We start from the raw sequence: 19,871 nt of genomic DNA, 5'->3' as shown, positions 1-19,871 counted from the left end.
CTGATGCGGCCTCTGTTCAGTGCACCTCCGCCGGCAGCGGTTCCCTGGGCATTTCGACGGGCGTGTGCTCACGCGGACGAATGAACTTCCAGTCCGCCTCGTCGATGTAGATCCCGCTCGGGCTGGTGCCACCCTCCAGATCGATGGCCACCTGCGCCGAGACCTGCGGCTTGACCGATGCCAGGATCGGCACGAAGCCCAGCTGCAGGCTGGTCTCGATCAGCGCCTGCTGGTTGCGCTCGTCGATGTCGGCTGCTTCGTCGAGGTAGTAGGGCAGGCGTACCTTGCCGGCCTGCTCGCGGTCCATCAGGTGCAGCAGCAGGTACATGTTGGTCAGCGCCTTGATGGTCATGGTGGTGCCGTTGCTCGCCGCACCATCAATGTCGGTGTGCATCACCGGCGTGCCGCCGACCTTGGTGATCTCGAAGGCCAGCTCGAACAGGTCCTTCAGCCCAAGCTGGTTGCCGTTGGCCGCCACCAGGCGTGCCAGGTACTCCTTGGCTTCCTCGTTCTTCGCATCCTGATCGCCACCCTGTTGCAGGTCGAACACCGAGAGGGTCTCGCCCTGCTCGTACTGGCCGGCGCTGTGGATGATCTGATCGATATGCCTGAGCGCGTCCTTGTTCGGTGCCAGCACGATGCGGAAGCTCTGCAGGTTGGAGACCTGACGCTTGTTGATCTCGCGGTTGAACAGTGCCAGCTGGTGTTCGAGGTTGTCGTAGTCGCTGCGAATGTTGCGCAGGGTGCGGGCGATATCGGTGACCGCCGCGCGCCTGGCCTTCGCTAGAGTCAGCGCCTCGTCCTGGCGATGCGCGTAGGCGTTGACCAGCAGGTGCAGGCGGCGCTCCGGGTCTTCCTCGTTGTCGAACTTGGCCACGCCCTTCAGACGCACCTGGGCGTAGAGCGCCTCGATCTGGCCGTCCACGCGCTGCAGCGCCTGCCAGCTGTCCTGGTAGTCATTGAGCAGCGGCAGCAGGTTGTCCAGCGAGTCGTCTACCGGGTCCATGCAGGGCGTGCCGAAGGGCAGGTCGGCCGGCAGCAGCTGACGGCGGCGCAGGGCATCCTGCAGGGTACGTTCCTTGGCTTCCAGGTCGGCCAGCTGCCTGCCGACCAGCTGCAGCCGGGCGGAGAGCTGCTGCACGCGCTCGGCGAAGGCATCGCTGCTGCGCTTGAGCTCGTCCTGGGCGGCCTCGGCCACCGCCAGTTGCTCCAGCTTGGCCTGTTCTTCGCTGGCCAGAGTCTGGCAGCGGCGGAAGTCTTCCAGCGCCTTCTGCGCGTCCAGTACCGCCTGATACAACTGCTCGGCCTGGGCCTTGCTCGCGCCCAGGTCGGCAGCCACCGCCTGCTGGGTCTTCAGCTGGCGCAGCTCGCGCTCCAAGCGGTCGCGCTGGTCGCGCAGGGCGGCGCGGTCGGCCAGGGCCTGCAGTGCTGGCGGCTCGATGTTCGACAGATCGATCGACAGCCCCGGCACCTCGAAGGTGTTGCCGGTGAAGCGGTCCAGCACCGCCTCCACGGCCTTGACCCAGTCCTCGCCCCCGGTCTGGATGCCCTTCTCGCCCAGCGGCAGGCTGAACAGCTGGCCGTTGAACAGGCGCATCAGGCGATCGACGTCCTGCTGGCTGAATTCCTCGCGCAGGCGTGAGTAGCTGTTGTTGTCGGCGTGATCGAGCTGCTGCTTCACCGATTTCAGGCGTTTCTCCAGATCGCGCAGGCGCTCGTCCAGATCCCCGGCGGAGAACTGCCGCGACTGCGCCAGGGCACCGGCCAGCTCGTCATGCGCGTCCTTGGCCGCGAGCAGCTGCTGCTCCAGGCCGCGGGCATCCTCGACCAGGGCGAAGCGATTCTTCAGCACCGCCAGCTCGCCGAGCCAGCGCTGCAGCTCGCTGATCTCGCGCTCCAGGCGCATCAGTTCGGCGGTACCGGCACGCTGCTCGCTCTGCATGCCGTCCTGCTCGCGCTGGTAGTGCTCGGCCTGGATGACCAGTTCATCCTTGCGCGCGCCGGCGTAGTCCTGCCAGGCACCCAGCAGGTTGTCGAGCAGCGGCGAGAGCCGGTGCAGGCGACCGCGCAGCAGATCACGCTGTTGCACGCCGCTGGCCAGGGCTTCGACCAGCGGGCCGGCAGCCACCAGCGCCTGGTAGTCCTGCTCCATGCGGCGCACGTCGCGGAAGGCTTCCTCGGTGGCGGCGATGTAGTCGACGCTGCCCGAGCGCAGGCTGTGCTCGAAGGCATCGAGGAACAGCTGCTTGAGCTTGGCCGCAGTGATCTCGCGCATGTGCAGCAGGTTGATGAACAGTGCACGGAAGGTTTTCAGGCTTTGCTCGCTGGTCGAGCGCAGCGGGATCAGCGTCAGGTCCAGCGGGATCGAGGTGTGACCGCCGACCAGCAGCCGGCGCAGCTCGTCCGGCTTGACCTCATGGGCGCTGATGCCGGCCTGGCCAAGGTTCTTGAACAGCTCGCGCTGGCGCAGGCAGACGCCGTTGTCCTGGTAGTGCGCAAGGTCCAGCTCGCCGGCATAGACGAAGAACTGATGGCCGAAACCGCCGCCCGGGCCGCGCCCGGCCACGCCGATCACGTGCGGGCCATGCGGCAGCAGCACCTCGACCAGAATGTAGCTGGTGTCGCTGGCGAAGTAGAACTTGCGCGACTGCTCCAGGCTGTACTTGCCGAAGCTCATGTCCGACATGCGCGCCAGGATCGGGAACTGCAGCGCGTTGATCGACGCCGACTTGCCCAGGTTGTTGGCGCCGTACACCGACAGCGGCTGCTCCAGCGGGAAGATGCCGAGGCTGTAGCCGGCGGTGTTCAGCAGGGCGAAGCGGCGGATGCCGTAGCGTTCCTGGCTCATGCAAGCGACTCCTGTTCATCGGCGATGGCGCGCGCCAGGGCTTCCTCTTCGGATTCTTCGTCATCCACCAGGATGTCGTCGTCATCGACCACCAGGGTCGGTGCCGGCAGCGGCAGGTCGCTGCTGTGCAGGCTGGCGGCCAGGTCGCGGTCCTGCTGCACCGACAGGCAGACGTCGAGGAAGCGGTGCATCGGCGGCAGGAAGCGGTAGACGCCATTGCTGTCCTCGGCAAAACCCAGCTGGGTCAGGCGGCGGATGACCTTTTCCTCCAGTTCGTCCTGGGTGGTGACTTCGGCCTGGACGAACAGGTCGCGGTACTTTTCCAGTAGCGCCGGCAACTCGTCACGACCCAGGCTGCCGCCATCGAGCACCGCCAGCGGGTCGCGCCCCTGGTCTGCCAGGTGCTCGACCAGGATGAAGGTGAACAGCGCCAGGCGCTGGGCGGTCTTGTTGACCTGGGCGCCGGCCTGCTCGGGGACGAAGTAGTAGAAGCCTCGCGGGTCGCAGACCAGCTCAAAGCCCAGCGCCTTGAACAGGGCGCGGTACTGGTCCTGCAGGTTGCTGAGCTGGGCGTAGGGCTCCGGCTCGCTGCGCGAGAGGTGATAGCCCTTGAACAGCTCGCGGAAGATCGGCGCCAGCTGGGTCATTTCTTTCAGGTCGATGTTCATGGCCGTGGCTCACAGGTAAGCATCGTGGTACGGATGGCCGCCCGGTGGAGAACGGTCAGGGCCTTTCCGCCAGGGAGTTTGAGGGGGCAATTGGTGGACAAGTAGGGCGTTGTCCACCCTACGCAGGACTTAACCATTTGCATTGGCCACCAGCGCGAAGGAGCTGAGGCTGACGCGATGTTCCCGGGTCAGGTACTCGCGGCGTTCCAGGCGGTCGCGGGAAAAGCGCGTATCGCGGGCCAGGCGCGAGAACCAGTAGAGCAGCTCGTCGGTGGCGCCTTCGGGTTCCTGCTCCAGCAGCCAGCTCATCAGATCCGGCAGCGGCAGGGCCTGCTCGCAGCGTTCGAGCATCTCCCGAGCGGTGCGCGGCGCGCGCGGCGGTGCGCCCTTGCGTCCGGCACTAGCGCGGGGGAACTGGGTCGGCTTGGGCTGGAAGCGCGCCAGGGCGTAGACGTAGGCCTCGACCTGGCTGGCGCTGCCGAGGAAGGTGCTTTGCGGCCGGGTGAACAGCGGCAGGGACGCTTGCGGTACCGCGTCCAGGCCCTTCTTGCGGATTGCCGCCAGGGCCAGCGCCGCGCCGCGGGTCACGGCATTGTGCCGGCGCGCTTCCTCGCGCAGCGGCAACAGCAGCTCACGTGCCTTGCGCAGGGTCAGCTGGGCGGTGGTCTGCATTTCCAGAATGCGCGCGTGGGTGCGCAGCAGCAGGTCGTCATCGACCAGTTGGCCAAGCCGCGCCTGTTCGCCAAGCAGCTTGAGCAACACCTGTTCGACGCGGCGCACACCCTGCTCGAAGGCGCCGTCGGCGGCGACCAGCTGGATCATCGGCTCGACGTACTCGTCCCAAGTCGCCAGCACTTCGGCGTAACGCTGGCGCAGCGGAATCTGCCGGTCGCTGGTCTTGGCCCGCTCGGCCACGCCGACCAGCGCCTGCTCGTCGTTGGCGAGCTTCTTCAGCACGTCACGCACGCGCATGTCGAGCAGGCGCAGCTGGCGCGCCAGGTCGTTGCCGTCGCGGATCTCGAAGGCGTCCTGGATATAGCCGGCCAGGCGCTCCAGATGGCGCAGGTAGGCCTCGATTTCCAGGCACAGGCCGAGGCGATGCTCGCGCCGCAGGTAGGCAAGGAAGTCGTGGATCTGGGCGTTCAGCTCGAAGCGGTTGGGGCTCTTGGCCACCGGCACCAGGATGTCCAGGCGAATCCACTGGTCCAGGGTCGCGGTGACGCTTTCGGGTGTGCCTTCGGGCAGCTGCAGGGCAAGCTGGTTACGCAGCTCCACCAGGCTCAGGGTGCCGGCGTCGAAGCGCTCGCAGAGCGGTTCGAGCAGGGTCCAGTGTTCAGCGAGGGCACGCAGTACGCGCTTGGGTTCGATCATGTCGGCCGTGTCGGGTCCAGGCGATGAGGCCGGCGATTGTACTGCATCGGCCGGCAGTCTTCTCCGCGCGGCGCCGTACAGCTGTCCTTCTCCCTGCGGGAGAAGGTGGCGCGCAGCGCCGGATGAGGGAGGGCTGGCGCTGCAGGGAGCTTGACGTGAAGCGGCAGCGAGTTGCCTGAAGCATCCCTCACCCGCCTTCGGCACCCTCTCCCGGTGGGAGAGGGAAAAGCCATGGCGCGGCGCTTTGCGCTCCGGCCGTTTCCGGCGACAATTGCCGCCTTCGCAGCGATCCTGCGACCTGCCTCGAGGAGCCCCGGAATGAGCAGCAACGACCGCGTCATCATTTTCGACACCACCCTGCGTGACGGCGAGCAGAGCCCCGGCGCCTCCATGACTGGTGAAGAGAAGCTGCGCATCGCCAAGGCCCTGGAGCGCCTGCGGGTCGACGTGATCGAGGCGGGTTTCGCCATCGCCAGCCCTGGCGACTTCGCCGCGGTCAAGGCAATCGCCGACAACATCAAGGACAGCACCGTGTGCAGCCTGTCGCGCGCAGTCGACGCCGACATCGAGCGCGCCGCCGAGGCGCTGGCCGGCGCCAACAGCGGACGCATCCACACCTTCATCGCCACCAGCCCGATCCACATGCAGTACAAGCTGCGCATGCAGCCGGACGAGGTCATCGCCCAAGCGGTCAAGGCGGTGAAGAAGGCGCGCAGCCTGTGCGGCGACGTCGAATTCTCCTGCGAGGACGCCGGGCGTTCGGAGATCGACTTCCTCTGCCGCATCATCGAGGCGGCGATCGATGCCGGCGCGCGTACCATCAATATTCCCGACACCGTCGGCTACGCCATTCCGCATCAGTTCGGCGAGACCATCCGCCAGTTGCTCGAACGCATCCCCAATGCCGACAAGGCGGTGTTCTCGGTGCACTGCCACAATGACCTCGGTCTGGCCGTGGCCAACTCGCTGGCAGCCGTGGTGGCCGGCGCGCGTCAGGTCGAGTGCACCATCAACGGTCTGGGCGAGCGTGCCGGCAACGCCGCGCTGGAGGAGATCGTCATGGCGATCAAGACCCGCCAGGACCTGCTCGACGTGCATACCCGCATCGAGACCGAGCACATTCTCTCCGCTTCGCGCCTGGTCTCCGGCATCACCGGCTTCCCGGTGCAGCCGAACAAGGCCATCGTCGGCGCCAATGCCTTCGCCCACGAGTCGGGCATCCACCAGGATGGCGTGCTCAAGCATCGCGAGACCTACGAGATCATGTCCGCCCAGTCGGTCGGCTGGAACACCAACAAGATGGTGCTGGGCAAGCTCTCCGGCCGCGCCGCCTTCCGCTCGCGGCTCGACGAGCTGGGCATCGTCCTGGGTGGCGAGGCGGAGCTGAACGCCGCCTTCGCCCGCTTCAAGGAGCTGGCCGACAAGAAGCACGAGATCTTCGACGAAGACCTGCAGGCGCTGGTCTCCGACACCCTGGCCGAAGACACCCCCGAGCATTTCCGCCTGGTCACCCTGGAAGTGGCGAGCAAGACCGGCGAGGTGCCGCAGGCGCAGATCGTGGTCAGCGTCGCCGGCCAGGAGCAGCGCGCCAGCGCCCAGGGTTCCGGCCCGGTGGACGCGACCTTCAAGGCGATCGAGTCCATCGCCGCGTCCGAGGCCAACCTGCAGCTGTATTCGGTCAACGCCATCACCGAGGGCACCGACTCCCAGGGCGAGGTCACCGTGCGCCTGGAGAAGGGTGGCCGCATCGTCAACGGCAATGGCGCTGACACCGACATCCTGGTCGCCTCGGCCAAGGCCTACATCAACGCATTGAACCTGATGCAGGCCGGCACCAAGGCCCATCCGCAGGCGGACGGCGTGTGATCGACGAAGCGCGTCGCCGCGTCTATCTCGGCGCCATGCAGGTGGTCAGCTGGCTGCCGCGGGTGGCGCTGCCGTTCGCTGCGCCGTCGCGGCCCGGCTTGCTGGTGCCGGTAGAGGTGCCAACCCAGGCCAGGGCTGCGAACGAGGCCGAGACGTCTGCGCCGCTCGAGGTCGCGCCGACACTGGTGGCCACCGATGTGGATGCGGCGGCAGTTGAAGTGGCGCCACTGCGGCCGAAGATCGAAGTGCCGCGCCCGAGCGCACGCGGGCAAAACAGACCGGAGCCCGCCGCCGAAGAGGCCGAGGCGCCTGTCGCCGAGCCGGCCGTGGCCGCACCACCGCGTTTCGCCCTGCAGCTGCTGCGTGCCGGCAGTTGCCTGCTGCTGGTCGAGTTGCCGACCGGCTATCCGTTCCAGAGCCGCGACCCGGCCTACCTGCTGCTGCGTGATCTGCTGCGTGCCGCGGGCCTGCCGGACAGCCCGCAGCAGGTCGGCGATGGCGAGCCGATCCGCTGGCCGTTGCTCAACCGCGGCGCGTTGGACCAGGGCCCGGATTCCGCCCGCGACTATGTGCAGGCGGTACTGCAACGCGAGCGCGAAGGCGCCGCCTGCCTCTGGCTGATCGGCCTGCCGGCGATCCGCTTCGGTGGCGAACGTGATGAAGACGTCTATTGCCGCGAGTTCGCCGTCGAGGAAGTCGGCCCGGCCTGGGCGTTGCCGGGGCTGGAATTGCTGATGGACGAGCCGCAGCGCAAGGCCGAGCTGTGGCAGGCGATGCGCCGACTGATGCCGCGTTGGAAGGACGCATGAGTCAGCTGTCGTTCCGGCCGATGATCCTGGCCGATCTGGACGCAGTGCTGGCCATCGAGAACGCGGCCTACAGTCACCCCTGGAGTCGCGGCATCTTCACCGACGGGCTCAAATCCTACGACTGCTGGCTGATGTTCGAGGATGGCGTGCAGGTGGGGCACGGCGTCATCCAGCTGATTCTCGACGAAGCCCATCTGCTCAACATCACGGTCACGCCGACGGCGCAGGGCCGCGGCCTGGGCCGCGCGCTGCTGGAGCATCTGATGCGGCGTGCCAGTGAACTCAAGGCGGGCGAGTGCTTTCTCGAAGTACGCCAGAGCAACCAGGCGGCATTCCGGCTCTACGATGCCTATGGCTTCAACGAGATCGGCCGCCGCCGCGACTACTATCCGGCACCCGGTGGCGGGCGCGAGGACGCGCTGGTCATGGCCTGCACGTTGTTCGACTGATGGAAAGGGAAGGTTCTGCGATGGAAGCCCCGAGCCGCCAACTGGTCCCGCTGCAGCTGGCCGCGCTGCCCTGCGAGATCAGTGTCCCTGGCTTTGATGACGCCTACCGCCTGCACCAGATGCACAACCACGAGTCGGCGCTGCTGGTACTCGTCAAGCTGGCCGGCTACGCGTTGCTGGCGCTGGGCGCGGCGCTGCTGCTGTTGGGACCCAGGAGCGTGACGGTGCATGCCCTGTACGGCCCGACCTGGTGGCAAAGCCTGCTGCTGACTCCGCAGCTGCCGCTGATCGCCGGCGTACTGGTGGTCGGTGCGGTCGGCTGGCTGCAACGGCGGGTGGATCGTCAGCCGCTGCCGGTGCTGGAGTTCTTCGAACAGGGTTATCTGCTCAAGCTGGACCAGCCGCCACCGGCCGGGCAGGCGATGCAGATCCGCCATCTGGGCGGCGCGCGCTTCGCCCTGGCATTGCTGGCGCCGCCCGAGCCCCCTGCCGAATCGAGCTGAGGGCGTCAGCTCTTCTCCGGCGGTACCGTGGTGCGATCACGGCCGGTATCGAGCAAGGCGTCGCCGGCCAGCTCCTGGTCATCCAGCACCGTATCGTCCTGTTCCAGCAGGCCTTCCTCATCCAGCTGGTCGCCCGCCTGGGCCGGCGGCTTGCCGTCCAGCGGATCGATGCGCGCCAGTTCGGCTTCGTCCAGGCCACGCCCGGCGCCCGCTTCGGCGGCGCCCACCAGGCGTACGCGACGGTCGAGCGGGCCACCGTCATCACCGGTCTCGCGCGGCGAGCGAGCGCCGTCTTCGTCGATCAGGGTTTCCGGGCTGAGATCGTCGTCGGTCGGCTGATGGTCCGGCATCGAGGCGCCGGTCATGCCGGCCTCACGCACGCGCTGATCCGAGAAGCGGCGTTCCTGCTCCGGCGCGGCGTCGCCGATCCGCCGTTGCGGTTCGCTCTTGTCGAAGTCCAACGGCTCCATCGAGCCCATGCGGTCCTGGATGTCGTCTATCGGTTTGCTGACGGGATTGTGCTTGTTCATGCTGTGCTCCGCGGAGGCGACTGATGCCCGGTGGACTGTCGGCCTGGCGCAAAGATTCCACTGCCGCCGACGGCCGCGGTTCCGCCGTCCGGGTGTGACCGCTGGCACGGGCGGCTTGTCAAAGGCCCCGCGTGCTCCTTATGGTGCGCATCGATTTCGGGAGAAACCGCATGAGCGAGCTGCAGCATCTATTCGACAACAACGTGCGCTGGGCCGAGGCGATCAAGGAAGAAGATCCGCAATTCTTCGAGAAGCTGGCCAAGCAGCAGGTGCCGGAATACCTGTGGATCGGTTGCTCCGACGCACGGGTGCCGGCCAACGAGATCGTCGGCATGCTGCCGGGCGATCTGTTCGTCCACCGCAACGTCGCCAACGTCGTCCTGCATACCGACCTCAACTGCCTGTCGGTCATCCAGTTCGCGGTCGACGTACTCAAGGTCAAGCACATCCTGGTCACCGGGCACTACGGCTGCGGTGGCGTGCGCGCCTCGATGCAGGACCGCCAGCTGGGCCTGATCGACGGCTGGCTGCGGACCATCCGCGACCTCTACTACGAGCACCGCGAGCACCTGGCCACGCTGCCCACCGAAGAGGAACGGGTCGACCGCATGTGCGAGCTGAACGTCATTCAGCAGGTCGCCAACGTCAGCCATACCAGCATCGTCCAGAACGCCTGGCACCGGGGCCAGGCGCTCTCCGTGCATGGCTGCATCTACGGCATCAAGGACGGGCTGTGGAAGGACCTCAACGTCACCGTCAGCGGATTCGACCAGTTGCCGCCGCAGTACCGTCTGCGTCCGCTGGCCTGATGTACCTCGCTGCGCAGTGCCCGTGGGCGGCGTGACGGGCGCGGCGCGGCTGGCCTGGCTCGGGCTGTTTGCCGGCAGCCTGTGCTGGGCCGGCAACGCCCTGGTGGCGCGCGCGGTGCACGGGCAGATTCCGCCGCTGGGCCTGGCGTTCTGGCGCTGGTGCCTGGCCCTGGCCTGTCTGCTGCCGTTCATTGCCGTGCCGCTGTGGCGTCGGCGCGTGGCGATCCGCCATGCCGGCTGGCGCCTGCTGGTGCTTTCCGGGCTGAGCATCAGCGCCTACAACTCGTTGCTCTACAGCGCCGCGCAGAACACCGAGGCAATCAACATCACCCTGGTCAGCACCTGCCTGCCGCTGGCGACCTTCATCGGCGCCGGGCTGCTGCTCGGCGAATGGCCCACCCGGCGCGCCTGGCTGGGATTGGCGATTGCCGCGCTCGGCCTGCTCTGGCTGATCGCCCGGGGCGAGCCGGCGAACCTGGCGCAACTCAACTTCAACCGTGGTGACCTGCTGATGCTGCTGGCGGTGCTCGACTGGGCGCTGTACAGCCTGCTGCTGCGCCGCTGGGGCGCCTGGATCGATTTGCCGCCGCTGAGCCTGCTGGGCATGACCATGCTGCTCGGCGTGCCGCTGCTGCTGCCGTTCTACCTGTTCGAGCACAGCCAGGTCGGCGGCTTCACGCTCGATCTGACGGCGCTGGCGGCGATCGGCTACACGGCGCTGTTCGCCTCGCTGTTCGCCTACTTCGCCTGGAACCACGGCGTGCGGGTGCTCGGCGCCAGCCGCGCGGCGCTCAGCAGCTACTCGATGCCGGTGTTCACCGCGCTGCTCGGCTGGTTGTTGCTGGGCGAGCAGCTGCAGAGTTTTCACTGGTTGGGAGCGACGCTGATTTTTGCTGGTCTGCTGTTGGCAACCCGAACGCCGGCGAGGTGACCATGTACAGACTCTGCGTGATCGAGGGCGACGGCATCGGCCGTGAGGTGGTGCCCGCTGCCATCGAGGTGCTGCGTCAGTTGCTGCCGCAGCTGCAGGTGGTGCCGGCGCGGGCCGGCTGGGACTGTTTTCGCGAGACCGGCGAGGCGTTGCCGCAGGCCACCCTGCAGAGCCTGCGCGACTGCGGCGCCGGCCTGTTCGGTGCGGTATCTTCGCCGGCGCGGCGGGTCGATGGCTATCGCAGTCCCATCGTTCAGCTGCGCCAGCAACTGCAATTGAGCGTGAACCTGCGTCCGGTGCGCAGCTGGCCGAAAGTCTCCAGTCGCCAGGGTGTCGACCTGGTCATCCTGCGCGAGAACAGCGAGGGCCTGTACAGCGGCCGCGAACATCTGGAAGCGCCGGGCGTGGCGATTGCCGAGCGAGTGGTCAGCGTCGCCGCCTGCCAGCGCCTGGCCCGCCGCGCCAGCCAGATCGCCAGCCAGCGCAAGGCGCGGCGCATCACGCTGGTACACAAGGCCAACGTGCTGCCGCTGTCCTGCGGGCTGTTCCGCGACAGCTGCCGCGACCTGCTGATGGGCGAAGGCTGGGGCGACGTCCTCGACGAACGCCTGGTCGACCTTGCCGCCCTGCAGCTGGTGGAGCGGCCCGACGACTTCGACCTGATCGTCACCACCAACCTGTTCGGCGACATCCTCTCCGACCTCGCCTGCCACTGGAGCGGCGGCCTGGCGATGGCGCCGTCGCTGAACTGGGGCGATGACATCGCCCTGGCCGAACCGGTGCATGGCAGCGCGCCGGACATCGCCGGCAGCGGCCGGGCCAATCCGCTGGCCAGCATCCTCAGCCTGGCACTGCTGCTGAGGTATCACTGGCAGCGTGGCGATCTCGCCGACCGCCTCGAAGAGGCTGTACAGCATTTGCTCGAAAGCGGCGCGCCGACCGACTTTGGCGTCGATACCACGCGCCGGATCACCGACGGTGTAATCGAGGCGCTGAACGGCGCCTGAGCCGTACCCAAGCGCGAACCCGTCGCCAAAATGCACTGATGGCTTAGGGCTATCATTGCCGCGCTTTTTCTTGGCCAGCTACCGCCGTCCCGTCTTTGCGCATCCATGTGAATTTGCCGCTTTTCATTCGCGCGCAAAAGGCTGCGGGGTCTGTGCGAAAAGCTTACCTGTATACGTAACCATGCTAGACCTGTCGTCAAACTGGACATAGTTTGGCGACCCGTTGTCGGTTTCTCGGAGGGCTCCCGTATGGGAACCATGAATCACCTCTGGATCATGCTCGGTGGCGCCTTGCTCGCCTTCGCCTGGCTGCTGTTGATACTGCTGGTGCAGCAGTTGCGCATCCTCGGTCTGCGCCAGGCGCTGCGCCATTGCGATGCCGGCCTGCAGCGCCAGATCGAACAGCGCGCGACCCTGGATGCCGACCGGCGTGCGCTGCTCAGTGGCCTGCGTGCCGAGCGCGCGCATGTCGAGCAACTGCGTCGGCGCATCAGCCTGATGGAGCAGAGTTTCGAAACCTGAACCTACAGGCGTGCCCGGTCACGCCTGAGCCTGATGAGAGCAAAGGCGCCGGCGTGGCTCTCGGCGCGTAGCGGATTGTCGGCGTCCGGGTGGGCTGCTTGATCCTGACGGAGGGGCTTCGCAACGAAGCCAAGGGCGAGGCAGCCAAGCTTTGGGGCAGGGCGCCCGCGCCGAGAAACCCTGCTCGGTCGCCCCGGTCATATCCCGCAACCAGGCCGCAGACCGGCCGCACCGATGCGGTTGCTATATTCCCGGCCTTCCATCCGCTCGCCTCAGGAGCCGCCCGTGAAACGAACCGCCGTCTTTATCGGCCTGACCAGCCTGCTCGCCGCGCTACCTGCCTTTGCCAATGAAGACGCGACCTACGGCGCCCAGCTGGAAGGTTTCGACTATCCGCATCCGGTGCAACGCCTAGCGCTTTCCTCGCAGCAGCAGACGCTGTCCATGGCCTACATGGACGTGCCGCCAGCAACCGGGGCCAACGGCCGCACGCTGGTGCTGCTGCATGGCAAGAACTTCTGCGGCGCGACCTGGGAAGAGACCATTGGCGTGCTGAACAAGGCCGGTTACCGGGTGGTGGTGCCGGACCAGATCGGCTTCTGCAAATCCAGCAAGCCGCGCGGCTACCAGTTCAGCTTCGCCCAGTTGGCCGACAACACCCGCGCGCTGCTCGATGAGCTGAAGCTGGACAAGGTCACTCTGCTCGGGCACTCCATGGGTGGCATGCTGGCGGCACGCTTTACCCTGCAGTACCCGGACCGCGTCGAGCAGCTGGTGCTGGCAAACCCCATCGGCCTGGAAGACTGGCAGGCCGCAGGCGTGCCCTACGCCACCATCGACACGCTGTACCAGAACGAGCTGAAGACCAGCTACCAGGGCATCAAGAACTACCAGCTGAAGTTCTATTACAACGGCGTCTGGAAGCCCGAGTACGACCGCTGGGTGCAGATGGCCAACGGCATGTACCAGGGGCCGGGCCGCGAAGCGGTGGCCTGGAACCAGGCGCAGACCGCCGAGATGCTCTTCACCCAGCCGGTGGTGCACGAGCTACAGGCGATCAAGGCGCCCACCTTGCTGCTGATCGGCGGCAAGGACCGCACCGCCCCCGGCGCCAACCGCGCCCCGGAAGACGTCGTCAAGCACTTGGGCCAATACCCCGAACTGGGCCGCAAGACCGCCGCCGCCATCCCCAACGCCACCCTGATCGAATGGCCGGAACTGGGCCACTCGCCACAGGTCGAGGCGCCGGAGAAGTTTCATCGCGCGTTGTTGAAGGGGTTGGAGGCGCGGGGGAGTGCTGGGAGGTAGAGCCGCCGCCGGAGCTGGCAAGCCAACCGCACCTGGTCAGGTCTGTCGTGGTTCAAAAAACACATCGGGCCCTGTGTAGGCGCCCTTTGTTGTTCCAGCCAGCGATGCGCCGAACCCGGCTTCCGCACGCCGCAGTGCCTATGAGGGCATCTCCTAGGATTAAGATGGGTTCTGTTTATCAGCTTTATCAAGGAAGAATCAGATGTACGACCTGATCGGGGACATTCACGGCTACGCATCTGCACTCGAAAGTCTGTTGCACAAACTCGGCTACCGCGACCACGCAGGCACCTGGCAGCACCCTGAACGCAAGGTGATATTCCTCGGCGATTTCGTCGATCGGGGCCCCGAGCAGGGTGAAACCGTCCGGATTGCCCGATGCATGGTCGAGGCAGGTCATGCGTTGGCCGTCATGGGCAACCATGAATTCAACGCCGTTGCCTGGGCTACCCCGCACGAAGGCCTGGCGGGCAGTTTCCTGCGCAGCCATTCCGAGAAGAACCGCGTCCAGCACCAGGCCTTCCTGGCCCAGGTAGGAGAAAACTCCGAACAGCATCAGCAGACAATCGAATGGTTCAGAACCTTACCGCTCTACCTGGATATCAAGGGGCTGCGCGTTATTCACGCCTGTTGGCACCCGCGACACATTGAGGCACTGGCAGAGTACCTTGATGAGCAGGCGCGGATACTGCCGGGTGCCTGGCAGGCCGTGTGCAATGAGGGGACCGAGGCCTTTGAGGCGGTGGAAGTGCTCCTCAAGGGAATGGAAATACCGCTGCCGGTCGGTGTGCGTTTCAAGGATAAGGACGGGCACTCGCGCTCCAGCACGCGGACGCGTTGGTGGCAGGAGGGCGCGCAGCTGACCTATCGGGATCTGGCGATGGTCTCGCCGGCCGTCATCGAGCAACTTCCCCACGAGCCGATACCGGCCGATCTGCAGCCTGGCTATGACGGCGCCAAGCCATTGTTCATTGGCCATTACTGGATGAGGGGCACGCCCACCCTTCTGACCGATCAGATCGCATGCCTGGACTACAGCATCGCGAGTGCTGATCCCAGGCACGCCAAACTTTGCGCCTACCGCTGGAGCGGAGAGGCGATCCTGTTGGAGAAGAACCTCGTCTGGGTCGGACGTAGCGCCTGACAGGCTTATGGGGCGTTCAGCCAGCGCTCTTTTGATTTGCGGCGGTTTCATCTGTGGGCCGCCGCGCGTGAATGGTCAACACCTTCCTGGTCAACGAAAGGTCGACTCGGGTCAGCTCGAACAGGTGGTCGTCGAAGGTCATGGCAGTAACAAAGTCGCCCGTTAGAGGATCAATCAATGAGTTGATCTCCCGCGGCGGTCTACAGCGCGATCACGATAACCATACGCTATGCGCACCTGTCGCCGGATCATCTGGAGTCTCCTCTGCGTCTTGCCCCGTTGCAGCAAAGCGGCCATGCCGTATGGTGCACGGTTATGCTATCAATGATTGCACTGGAATCATCGGAGGGCGGTATGGCTAGCATCACGATTCGTAACCTGGATGACGAGCTCAAGGCACAGCTTCGCGTAGTAGCTGCCAGCCACGGTCGTTCCATGGAAGAAGAGGCGCGCATGATCATTCGCCAGGCTCTCTCCCGTCAGGAAAAACGCGGTGGCCTGGGTAGCCGTATCCATGCCCGATTTGCGGCCGTGGGTGGTGTGGATCTGCCGGCGCCTGAGCGCAAGGACAAAGCCCGCGCTGCGAGCTTTGATGAATGATCCTGCTCGATACCAACGTGCTGTTTGAGCTCATGCGATCCAAGCCAGATCCTCGGGTTCTAGCCTGGGTAGATGCTCAGCCGGCCAACCAATTGGCTATTTGCGCCATCACCGTGGCTGAGATTCTGTATGGCATTGCCCGAATGCCGGACGGCAAGCGCAAGCAAGGTCTGCTGGATATGGCCTCGGCGATGTTTGATGAAGACTTCGCAGGCAACATTCTTCCTTTCGATGCAGACGCGGCGGTGCATTACGCAGAGATTGCGGCGGAGAGTGAAGCGCGGGGAAGGGTAGTAGAGATGGCGGATGCACAGATTGCAGCTATCGGCCGGCTGCACGATGCAATGGTTGCTACGCGCAACACTCGCCATCTAGAGCCGCTTGGCGTGGGTCTGGTAGATCCCTGGACAGCCTGAAACGGCCAAGTGGTCGAGATGTAGTCATCTTCGTAGTCACTACCCAGAAACGACAAAGGGCTAGCCGAAGCTAACCCTTTGATGTGTTTGGTGGCTACACCGGGACTTGAACCTGGGACATCAGCATTATGAATGCTGCGCTCTAACCAACTGAGCTATGTAGCCAATGGGCGCGCATTATTCTCGGGTCGGCTGCGCCTGTCAAGCGATCAAATCCAGTCGTTTCAGATGCTTAGGTTGTGATTCCGCCGAGTGGTTGGAGAGGCCTGTGGGGCCTTTCGTCCGAGCTCGATTGGTAGCGGCGGGTGCTTCGGCGCGATACTGCGGGCCTTTTCTTCAGCGAGGTAGGCGGATGTCCTCCGACGGCCGTGGCGCGACCCCCGATCTGTTTGCCGATCCGCAGTTTGCCCCGGTGGGGCGCGAGCGGCTGGGCGAGCAGGCCTGGGTGTTGCGCGGCTGGGCGCGAGAGCATGATGCCGAGGTGTTCGCCGCGGTACAGGCGGTGCTGGCGGATGCGCCACTGCGACACATGTACACACCCGGCGGGCAGCGCATGGCGGTGGCCACCAGCAGTTGCGGCGGACTGGGCTGGACCAGCAGCGCCGCCGGTTACCGCTATCTGTCGCGCGACCCGCAGAGCGGCCGGGCCTGGCCGGCGATGCCGCCCGTTTTAGCCGAGCTTGCCGAGCGCGCGGCACTGGAAGCAGGGTTTGCCGACTTTGCGCCCGACACCTGCCTGATCAATCGTTATCTGCCGGGTGTGCGCTTGTCGCTGCATCAGGATCGGGACGAGCAGGACCTGGCGCAGCCCATCGTGTCTCTCTCGCTGGGGCTTCCCGCGGTGTTTCTGTTCGGCGGGGCGACGCGCGCCGAGCGGCAGCAGCCGGTGTTGCTGCAGCATGCCGATGTGCTGGTCTGGGGCGGGGTGGATCGGTTGCGCTTTCACGGCGTGCGTCCGCTCAAACCGGGCTGGCATCCGCTGCTGGGTGAGCAGCGGATCAATCTGACCTTTCGCAAGGCGCTCTGAGATGGACGAAACCGCGGCAGCATTCGAACGGGCCGGCGAGCAGCTGGCGCAGCTTGATGATGACTGGGCCTGGCTGGTGGAACAGGTCGGCCCCTGCCGGATCGAGCTGCATCCCGCGCGCGAACCCTTCGAGGCGCTGGTGCGAGCGGTGGCCTACCAGCAGCTGCACGGACGCGCCGCCGAAGCGATCGTCAACCGGCTGCTGGCGCTGTTTCCCGCGCAGGCATTTCCCGAGGCGGAGCAGTTGCTGGCGCTGGAGGACGGGCAGCTGCGTGCATGCGGGTTTTCCGGACGCAAGGTGCAGAGTCTGCTGGCGATTGCGCAAGCGCGGCTGGACGGACTGGTACCGGACAATGCCGGCGCGCGCGAGATGGACGACGCTGAGCTGGTGGCGCGTCTGACCCAGCTGCCCGGCGTCGGTCGCTGGACGGTGGAGATGCTGCTGATCTTCAGTCTGGGGCGACTGGATATCCTCCCGGTCGACGACTTCGGCGTGCGCGAGGGGTATCGCAAGCTCAAGGGGCTGGAGCGGCAGCCGACGCCTGGCGCGTTGGCCGCGCTCGGTCAGCCATGGAGCCCGCAGCGCTCGGCTGCGGCTTGGTATCTGTGGCGGGTGCCGCCGCGTTGAATGACGGCTGCAAGAAACGGAGTTCGCTGCGCTGCCCGGTTGTGCAGACTGAGGCAGTCCACTCTTCTGAGGCTAGTGCCATGACGCGTCTGCAGCCTGTGTTACCCATCGAGCAGGACCCGCGCTGGCAGGCGCTGCAGGCCGCCGGCCCGGGTGCCATACCGGGCGGGTTCGTCTATGCGTCGCGAGGACGCGGCGTCTACCTGTGGCCGGGGGCGGACGAGTGCCCGCCCGATCCGCGTGACATCGAATTCTTCGACAGCGCCGAGCTGGCCGAGGCCGCGGGTTATCGTCCGGCGGCAGAGCGCGGCGCCGAATGCGTGGCGCGGGCCTGCCGGCAGATCGAGCAGGCGCCGAGCGAGCCGAGCCTGGCCACCCTGGCCGAAGCCGCCGGCCTGAGTCCCTGGCAGTTTCATCGGCTGTTCCGCCGCGTCACCGGCGTGACGCCCAAGGGTTATGCGCGGGCCTGGCGTGCCAGGCGTTTGCGCCTGGGGCTGGAGCAGGGCGCCGCGGTGACCGAGGCACTCTACGACGCCGGCTTCGGTTCCAGCAGCCGACTCTATGAAGATGCGCCGGGTCTGCTCGGCATGCGTCCCGGCGAGTATCGCGAGGGTGGCAGTGGGCAGCGTATCCGCTTCGCCGTCGGGCAGTGTTCGCTGGGCGCGATCCTGGTCGCCTGCAGTGCCAAGGGCGTCTGCGCCATCCTCCTGGGCGATGCGCCCGAGCCGTTGGTGCAGCAGATCCAGCAGCGCTTCAGCCAGGCCGAGCTGGTCGGTGCCGACGCCGAATTCGAGGGCTGGGTGGCGCAGGTGATCGGCATGGTCGAGGCGCCGGGGCTGGGTCTGCAGCTGCCCCTCGACATTCGCGGCAGCCTGTTCCAGCAGCGAGTCTGGCAGGCGCTGCAACAGATTCCCCCGGGCACCACCGCCAGCTATCAGGACATCGCCCGGCAGATCGGCGTGCCCACCGCGAGCCGCGCGGTGGCCGGCGCCTGCGCGGCGAACTGGCTGGCGGTGGCGATTCCCTGTCACCGCGTGGTGCGTGCCGACGGCGGCCTGTCCGGCTACCGCTGGGGTGTCGAGCGCAAGGCGACCTTGTTGCGGCGTGAACAGGAAGAGCCCGGTTCGTAGGCATCCGCAGTGAATTACGCCGCTTCGCGGCTAATCCACCCTACGAATGCAACGAGCCACCGTAGGTTGGTGCCGAGCATCGCGAGGCTCAACGCTGCGGACGCAGCGGGGTTTCTGTGCTTCTCGATGTCGGGGACGACCCCGCTTACGCCCCACGGCCCGTCAGGCTTCTGCCTGTCGCAGGCATCCGCGGTGGATTACGCCGCTTCGCGGCTAATCCACCCTACGAGTGCATGAGGTCGCCGTCTCCGTAGGGCGCAATAAGCGCAGCGCATTGCGCCGTGGGTGACGGTAAGGCTGCGCGCAGCCTGGCGATGTTTTCGGGAACTGCCCCGGCGATTCAGCTGCGCAGGGCGAGTATCCGTCGTGCGCCGTAGAGGACCAGCAGGCCGATCAGGCTGCCGATGATCAGATCCGGGTAGTGCGAGCCGGTCCAGGCCACCAGCGCGCCGGCGACGATCACGCCGACGTTGATCAATACGTCGTTGGCAGAAAATATCCAGCTGGCGCGCATGTGCGCACCGCCGCCGCGGTGCCTGGCGAGCAGTGCGAGGCAGGTGAGGTTGGCGCAGAGGGCGAGCAGCGCCACCAGCATCATCGCCAGTGAGACCGGATCGCTGCCGTAGACTGCGCGTCGCACGACCTCCAGTAGCACGCCCAGCGCCAGCAGCATCTGCAGCACCCCGGCGACGCGAGCGGCGCGCAACTGCAGCTGCAGGCTGCGGCCGACCGCGTAGAGCGCCAGGCCATACACGGCGGCGTCGGCGAACATGTCCAGCGAGTCGCCGATCAGGCCGGCGGAGCGGGCCGCCAGCCCGGCGCCGAATTCGACGACGAACATCAGCGCGTTGATCGCCAGCAGCCATTTCAGTACCCGCGCTTCCCCTGCAGTCTGCTTGGCGGACGCTTCAATCGATGCCTCGGCGGCGCGGGTGTCGAGGAAGGTACTGTCCAGATTCAGGGCCGCCAGGCGTGCGGCGATCGGCTCGAGCGGGCCGTCGTGACGAATCTGCAGCTCGCGCTGCTGCAGATCGACGCTCAGCCCGCACACGCCGGGACTCTGCTGCAGGGCCAGGCGGATCAGCCGTTCTTCCGCCGGGCAGTCCATGCGCGCGACGCGGAAGCGGCTCGACCACTGCGCGCTGGCGGAGGCAGATTCGTCGGCGGCGGGCCGGTCGGCGGACGAGCAGTTTCCCTTGCAGCAGTCGCTCATTCGGACCTCCTGAGAACGGGTGTTTTGCAGCGGGGCTTGTGTGCTGCGCACTTTCAATATATAAAAATATATATTGTTAATTGTTTAAGTGT

Annotated in this window: 20 protein-coding genes, 1 tRNA gene and 1 pseudogene; 16 read left to right on the top strand and 6 right to left on the bottom strand. The window is 66.2% G+C overall.

The genetic code is table 11. The features are described from left to right. Positions 1–16 precede the first annotated feature (16 nt). The 3 genes from mksF to mksB form a co-directional block, all read right to left on the bottom strand. Positions 17–2,848, bottom strand: coding sequence for an Mks condensin complex protein MksF (mksF, locus tag DBO85_RS05980; RefSeq protein WP_108106261.1), 2,832 nt, complete (start codon positions 2,846–2,848; stop codon positions 17–19). Further along, complete coding sequence (gene mksE, locus DBO85_RS05975; RefSeq protein ID WP_108106259.1) at positions 2,845–3,516, bottom strand: Mks condensin complex protein MksE; 672 nt, start codon at positions 3,514–3,516, stop codon at positions 2,845–2,847. Before mksE ends, mksF begins: the two co-directional genes overlap by 4 nt. Positions 3,517–3,645: 129 nt before the next feature. Further along, positions 3,646–4,887, bottom strand: a complete 1,242-nt coding sequence (gene mksB / locus DBO85_RS05970) for an Mks condensin complex protein MksB (protein WP_108106257.1) — start codon at positions 4,885–4,887, stop codon at positions 3,646–3,648. A 318-nt stretch (positions 4,888–5,205) separates the two neighbouring features. Between mksB and DBO85_RS05965 the strand changes: the two genes are divergently transcribed. From DBO85_RS05965 to DBO85_RS05950, 4 genes are read left to right on the top strand one after another with little or no spacing between them, the layout of a single operon-like run. Next, a complete protein-coding gene (locus tag DBO85_RS05965; protein ID WP_108106255.1) occupies positions 5,206–6,753 on the top strand; it encodes a 2-isopropylmalate synthase in 1,548 nt (515 codons plus the stop codon). Next, a complete protein-coding gene (locus DBO85_RS05960; protein WP_108106253.1) occupies positions 6,750–7,562 on the top strand; it encodes an energy transducer TonB in 813 nt (270 codons plus the stop codon). The genes DBO85_RS05965 and DBO85_RS05960 overlap by 4 nt, the downstream gene beginning before the upstream one ends. Beyond that, positions 7,559–8,011 carry a ribosomal protein S18-alanine N-acetyltransferase gene (rimI, locus tag DBO85_RS05955; RefSeq protein WP_108106251.1) on the top strand — a complete coding sequence of 151 codons (453 nt, stop codon included), beginning with the start codon at positions 7,559–7,561 and terminating at the stop codon, positions 8,009–8,011. Before DBO85_RS05960 ends, rimI begins: the two co-directional genes overlap by 4 nt. A gap of 20 nt (positions 8,012–8,031) precedes the next feature. Continuing rightward, the gene (locus tag DBO85_RS05950; protein ID WP_108106249.1) at positions 8,032–8,514 is read left to right on the top strand and encodes a hypothetical protein; all 483 of its coding nucleotides are present in this window, start codon (positions 8,032–8,034) and stop codon (positions 8,512–8,514) included. Positions 8,515–8,519: 5 nt separating this feature from the next. On the opposite strand, the gene DBO85_RS05945 is transcribed toward DBO85_RS05950, so the two are convergent. Then, positions 8,520–9,044: a hypothetical protein gene (locus DBO85_RS05945; protein WP_108106248.1), complete on the bottom strand. Its 525-nt coding sequence runs from the start codon at positions 9,042–9,044 to the stop codon at positions 8,520–8,522. Between the two features lie 170 nt (positions 9,045–9,214). Here DBO85_RS05945 and can point away from each other — a divergent pair, with 170 nt between their 5' ends. The 9 genes and pseudogenes from can (at position 9,215) to DBO85_RS05905 (ending at position 15,781) form a co-directional block, all read left to right on the top strand. After that, positions 9,215–9,853, top strand: a complete 639-nt coding sequence (can, locus tag DBO85_RS05940) for a carbonate dehydratase (RefSeq protein WP_108106246.1) — start codon at positions 9,215–9,217, stop codon at positions 9,851–9,853. 31 nt (positions 9,854–9,884) lie between these two features. Beyond that, on the top strand, positions 9,885–10,784 hold the full coding sequence (locus tag DBO85_RS05935; protein WP_233356560.1) for a DMT family transporter: 900 nt from the start codon (positions 9,885–9,887) through the stop codon (positions 10,782–10,784). Positions 10,785–10,786: 2 nt separating this feature from the next. Then, positions 10,787–11,791, top strand: a complete 1,005-nt coding sequence (locus tag DBO85_RS05930; protein ID WP_108106242.1) for an isocitrate/isopropylmalate dehydrogenase family protein — start codon at positions 10,787–10,789, stop codon at positions 11,789–11,791. 249 nt (positions 11,792–12,040) lie between these two features. Then, entirely contained in the window at positions 12,041–12,313 is a 273-nt protein-coding gene (locus DBO85_RS05925) for a hypothetical protein (RefSeq protein ID WP_108106240.1), read from the top strand. Between the two features lie 234 nt (positions 12,314–12,547). Then, positions 12,548–13,621 (top strand): alpha/beta fold hydrolase, encoded by a 1,074-nt coding sequence (locus tag DBO85_RS05920; RefSeq protein ID WP_108106238.1) that lies wholly within the window; start codon positions 12,548–12,550, stop codon positions 13,619–13,621. A 202-nt stretch (positions 13,622–13,823) separates the two neighbouring features. Beyond that, positions 13,824–14,765 carry a metallophosphoesterase gene (locus tag DBO85_RS05915; protein WP_108106236.1) on the top strand — a complete coding sequence of 314 codons (942 nt, stop codon included), beginning with the start codon at positions 13,824–13,826 and terminating at the stop codon, positions 14,763–14,765. 201 nt (positions 14,766–14,966) lie between these two features. After that, positions 14,967–15,068 (top strand): annotated as a pseudogene (locus DBO85_RS19400) (phage integrase); the annotation flags it as partial. A 51-nt stretch (positions 15,069–15,119) separates the two neighbouring features. Continuing rightward, complete coding sequence (locus DBO85_RS05910; protein ID WP_108106234.1) at positions 15,120–15,365, top strand: FitA-like ribbon-helix-helix domain-containing protein; 246 nt, start codon at positions 15,120–15,122, stop codon at positions 15,363–15,365. After that, positions 15,362–15,781: a type II toxin-antitoxin system VapC family toxin gene (locus DBO85_RS05905; protein WP_108106232.1), complete on the top strand. Its 420-nt coding sequence runs from the start codon at positions 15,362–15,364 to the stop codon at positions 15,779–15,781. The genes DBO85_RS05910 and DBO85_RS05905 overlap by 4 nt, the downstream gene beginning before the upstream one ends. A gap of 88 nt (positions 15,782–15,869) precedes the next feature. Here the strand turns inward: DBO85_RS05905 and DBO85_RS05900 are convergent. Then, positions 15,870–15,946, bottom strand: a tRNA-Met gene (locus tag DBO85_RS05900). A 187-nt stretch (positions 15,947–16,133) separates the two neighbouring features. Here DBO85_RS05900 and alkB point away from each other — a divergent pair. From alkB to ada, 3 genes are all read left to right on the top strand, one after another. Then, entirely contained in the window at positions 16,134–16,808 is a 675-nt protein-coding gene (gene alkB, locus DBO85_RS05895; protein ID WP_108106230.1) for a DNA oxidative demethylase AlkB, read from the top strand. Position 16,809: 1 nt separating this feature from the next. Further along, positions 16,810–17,436 (top strand): DNA-3-methyladenine glycosylase family protein, encoded by a 627-nt coding sequence (locus DBO85_RS05890; RefSeq protein WP_108106228.1) that lies wholly within the window; start codon positions 16,810–16,812, stop codon positions 17,434–17,436. A gap of 80 nt (positions 17,437–17,516) precedes the next feature. Then, a complete protein-coding gene (gene ada / locus DBO85_RS05885; RefSeq protein WP_108106225.1) occupies positions 17,517–18,566 on the top strand; it encodes a bifunctional DNA-binding transcriptional regulator/O6-methylguanine-DNA methyltransferase Ada in 1,050 nt (349 codons plus the stop codon). A gap of 340 nt (positions 18,567–18,906) precedes the next feature. On the opposite strand, the gene DBO85_RS05880 is transcribed toward ada, so the two are convergent. Next, on the bottom strand, positions 18,907–19,779 hold the full coding sequence (locus DBO85_RS05880; protein WP_108106223.1) for a cation transporter: 873 nt from the start codon (positions 19,777–19,779) through the stop codon (positions 18,907–18,909). Positions 19,780–19,871: the final 92 nt, after the last annotated feature.

The organism is Pseudomonas mangrovi (assembly GCF_003052585.1).
GTDB classification, from domain to species: domain Bacteria; phylum Pseudomonadota; class Gammaproteobacteria; order Pseudomonadales; family Pseudomonadaceae; genus Aquipseudomonas; species Aquipseudomonas mangrovi.
The sequence above is the reverse complement of the archived record's forward strand: the minus strand, read 5'-3'. Positions and strand labels throughout refer to the sequence as shown.

Excerpts from the sequence above, each read along its gene's own strand:
- DBO85_RS05965 (WP_108106255.1), top strand. The coding sequence starts at position 5,206 with ATGAGCAGCAACGACCGCGTCATCATTTTCGACACCACCCTGCGTGAC.
- mksE (WP_108106259.1), bottom strand. The coding sequence starts at position 3,516 with ATGAACATCGACCTGAAAGAAATGACCCAGCTGGCGCCGATCTTCCGC.
- DBO85_RS05945 (WP_108106248.1), bottom strand. The coding sequence starts at position 9,044 with ATGAACAAGCACAATCCCGTCAGCAAACCGATAGACGACATCCAGGAC.
- DBO85_RS05930 (WP_108106242.1), top strand. The coding sequence starts at position 10,787 with ATGTACAGACTCTGCGTGATCGAGGGCGACGGCATCGGCCGTGAGGTG.
- DBO85_RS05890 (WP_108106228.1), top strand. The coding sequence starts at position 16,810 with ATGGACGAAACCGCGGCAGCATTCGAACGGGCCGGCGAGCAGCTGGCG.
- DBO85_RS05920 (WP_108106238.1), top strand. The coding sequence starts at position 12,548 with ATGCGGTTGCTATATTCCCGGCCTTCCATCCGCTCGCCTCAGGAGCCG.
- DBO85_RS05910 (WP_108106234.1), top strand. The coding sequence starts at position 15,120 with ATGGCTAGCATCACGATTCGTAACCTGGATGACGAGCTCAAGGCACAG.
- mksF (WP_108106261.1), bottom strand. The coding sequence starts at position 2,848 with ATGAGCCAGGAACGCTACGGCATCCGCCGCTTCGCCCTGCTGAACACC.
- DBO85_RS05950 (WP_108106249.1), top strand. The coding sequence starts at position 8,032 with ATGGAAGCCCCGAGCCGCCAACTGGTCCCGCTGCAGCTGGCCGCGCTG.
- alkB (WP_108106230.1), top strand. The coding sequence starts at position 16,134 with ATGTCCTCCGACGGCCGTGGCGCGACCCCCGATCTGTTTGCCGATCCG.
- rimI (WP_108106251.1), top strand. The coding sequence starts at position 7,559 with ATGAGTCAGCTGTCGTTCCGGCCGATGATCCTGGCCGATCTGGACGCA.
- DBO85_RS05925 (WP_108106240.1), top strand. The coding sequence starts at position 12,041 with ATGGGAACCATGAATCACCTCTGGATCATGCTCGGTGGCGCCTTGCTC.
- can (WP_108106246.1), top strand. The coding sequence starts at position 9,215 with ATGAGCGAGCTGCAGCATCTATTCGACAACAACGTGCGCTGGGCCGAG.
- DBO85_RS05905 (WP_108106232.1), top strand. The coding sequence starts at position 15,362 with ATGATCCTGCTCGATACCAACGTGCTGTTTGAGCTCATGCGATCCAAG.
- ada (WP_108106225.1), top strand. The coding sequence starts at position 17,517 with ATGACGCGTCTGCAGCCTGTGTTACCCATCGAGCAGGACCCGCGCTGG.
- DBO85_RS05880 (WP_108106223.1), bottom strand. The coding sequence starts at position 19,779 with ATGAGCGACTGCTGCAAGGGAAACTGCTCGTCCGCCGACCGGCCCGCC.
- DBO85_RS05915 (WP_108106236.1), top strand. The coding sequence starts at position 13,824 with ATGTACGACCTGATCGGGGACATTCACGGCTACGCATCTGCACTCGAA.
- mksB (WP_108106257.1), bottom strand. The coding sequence starts at position 4,887 with ATGATCGAACCCAAGCGCGTACTGCGTGCCCTCGCTGAACACTGGACC.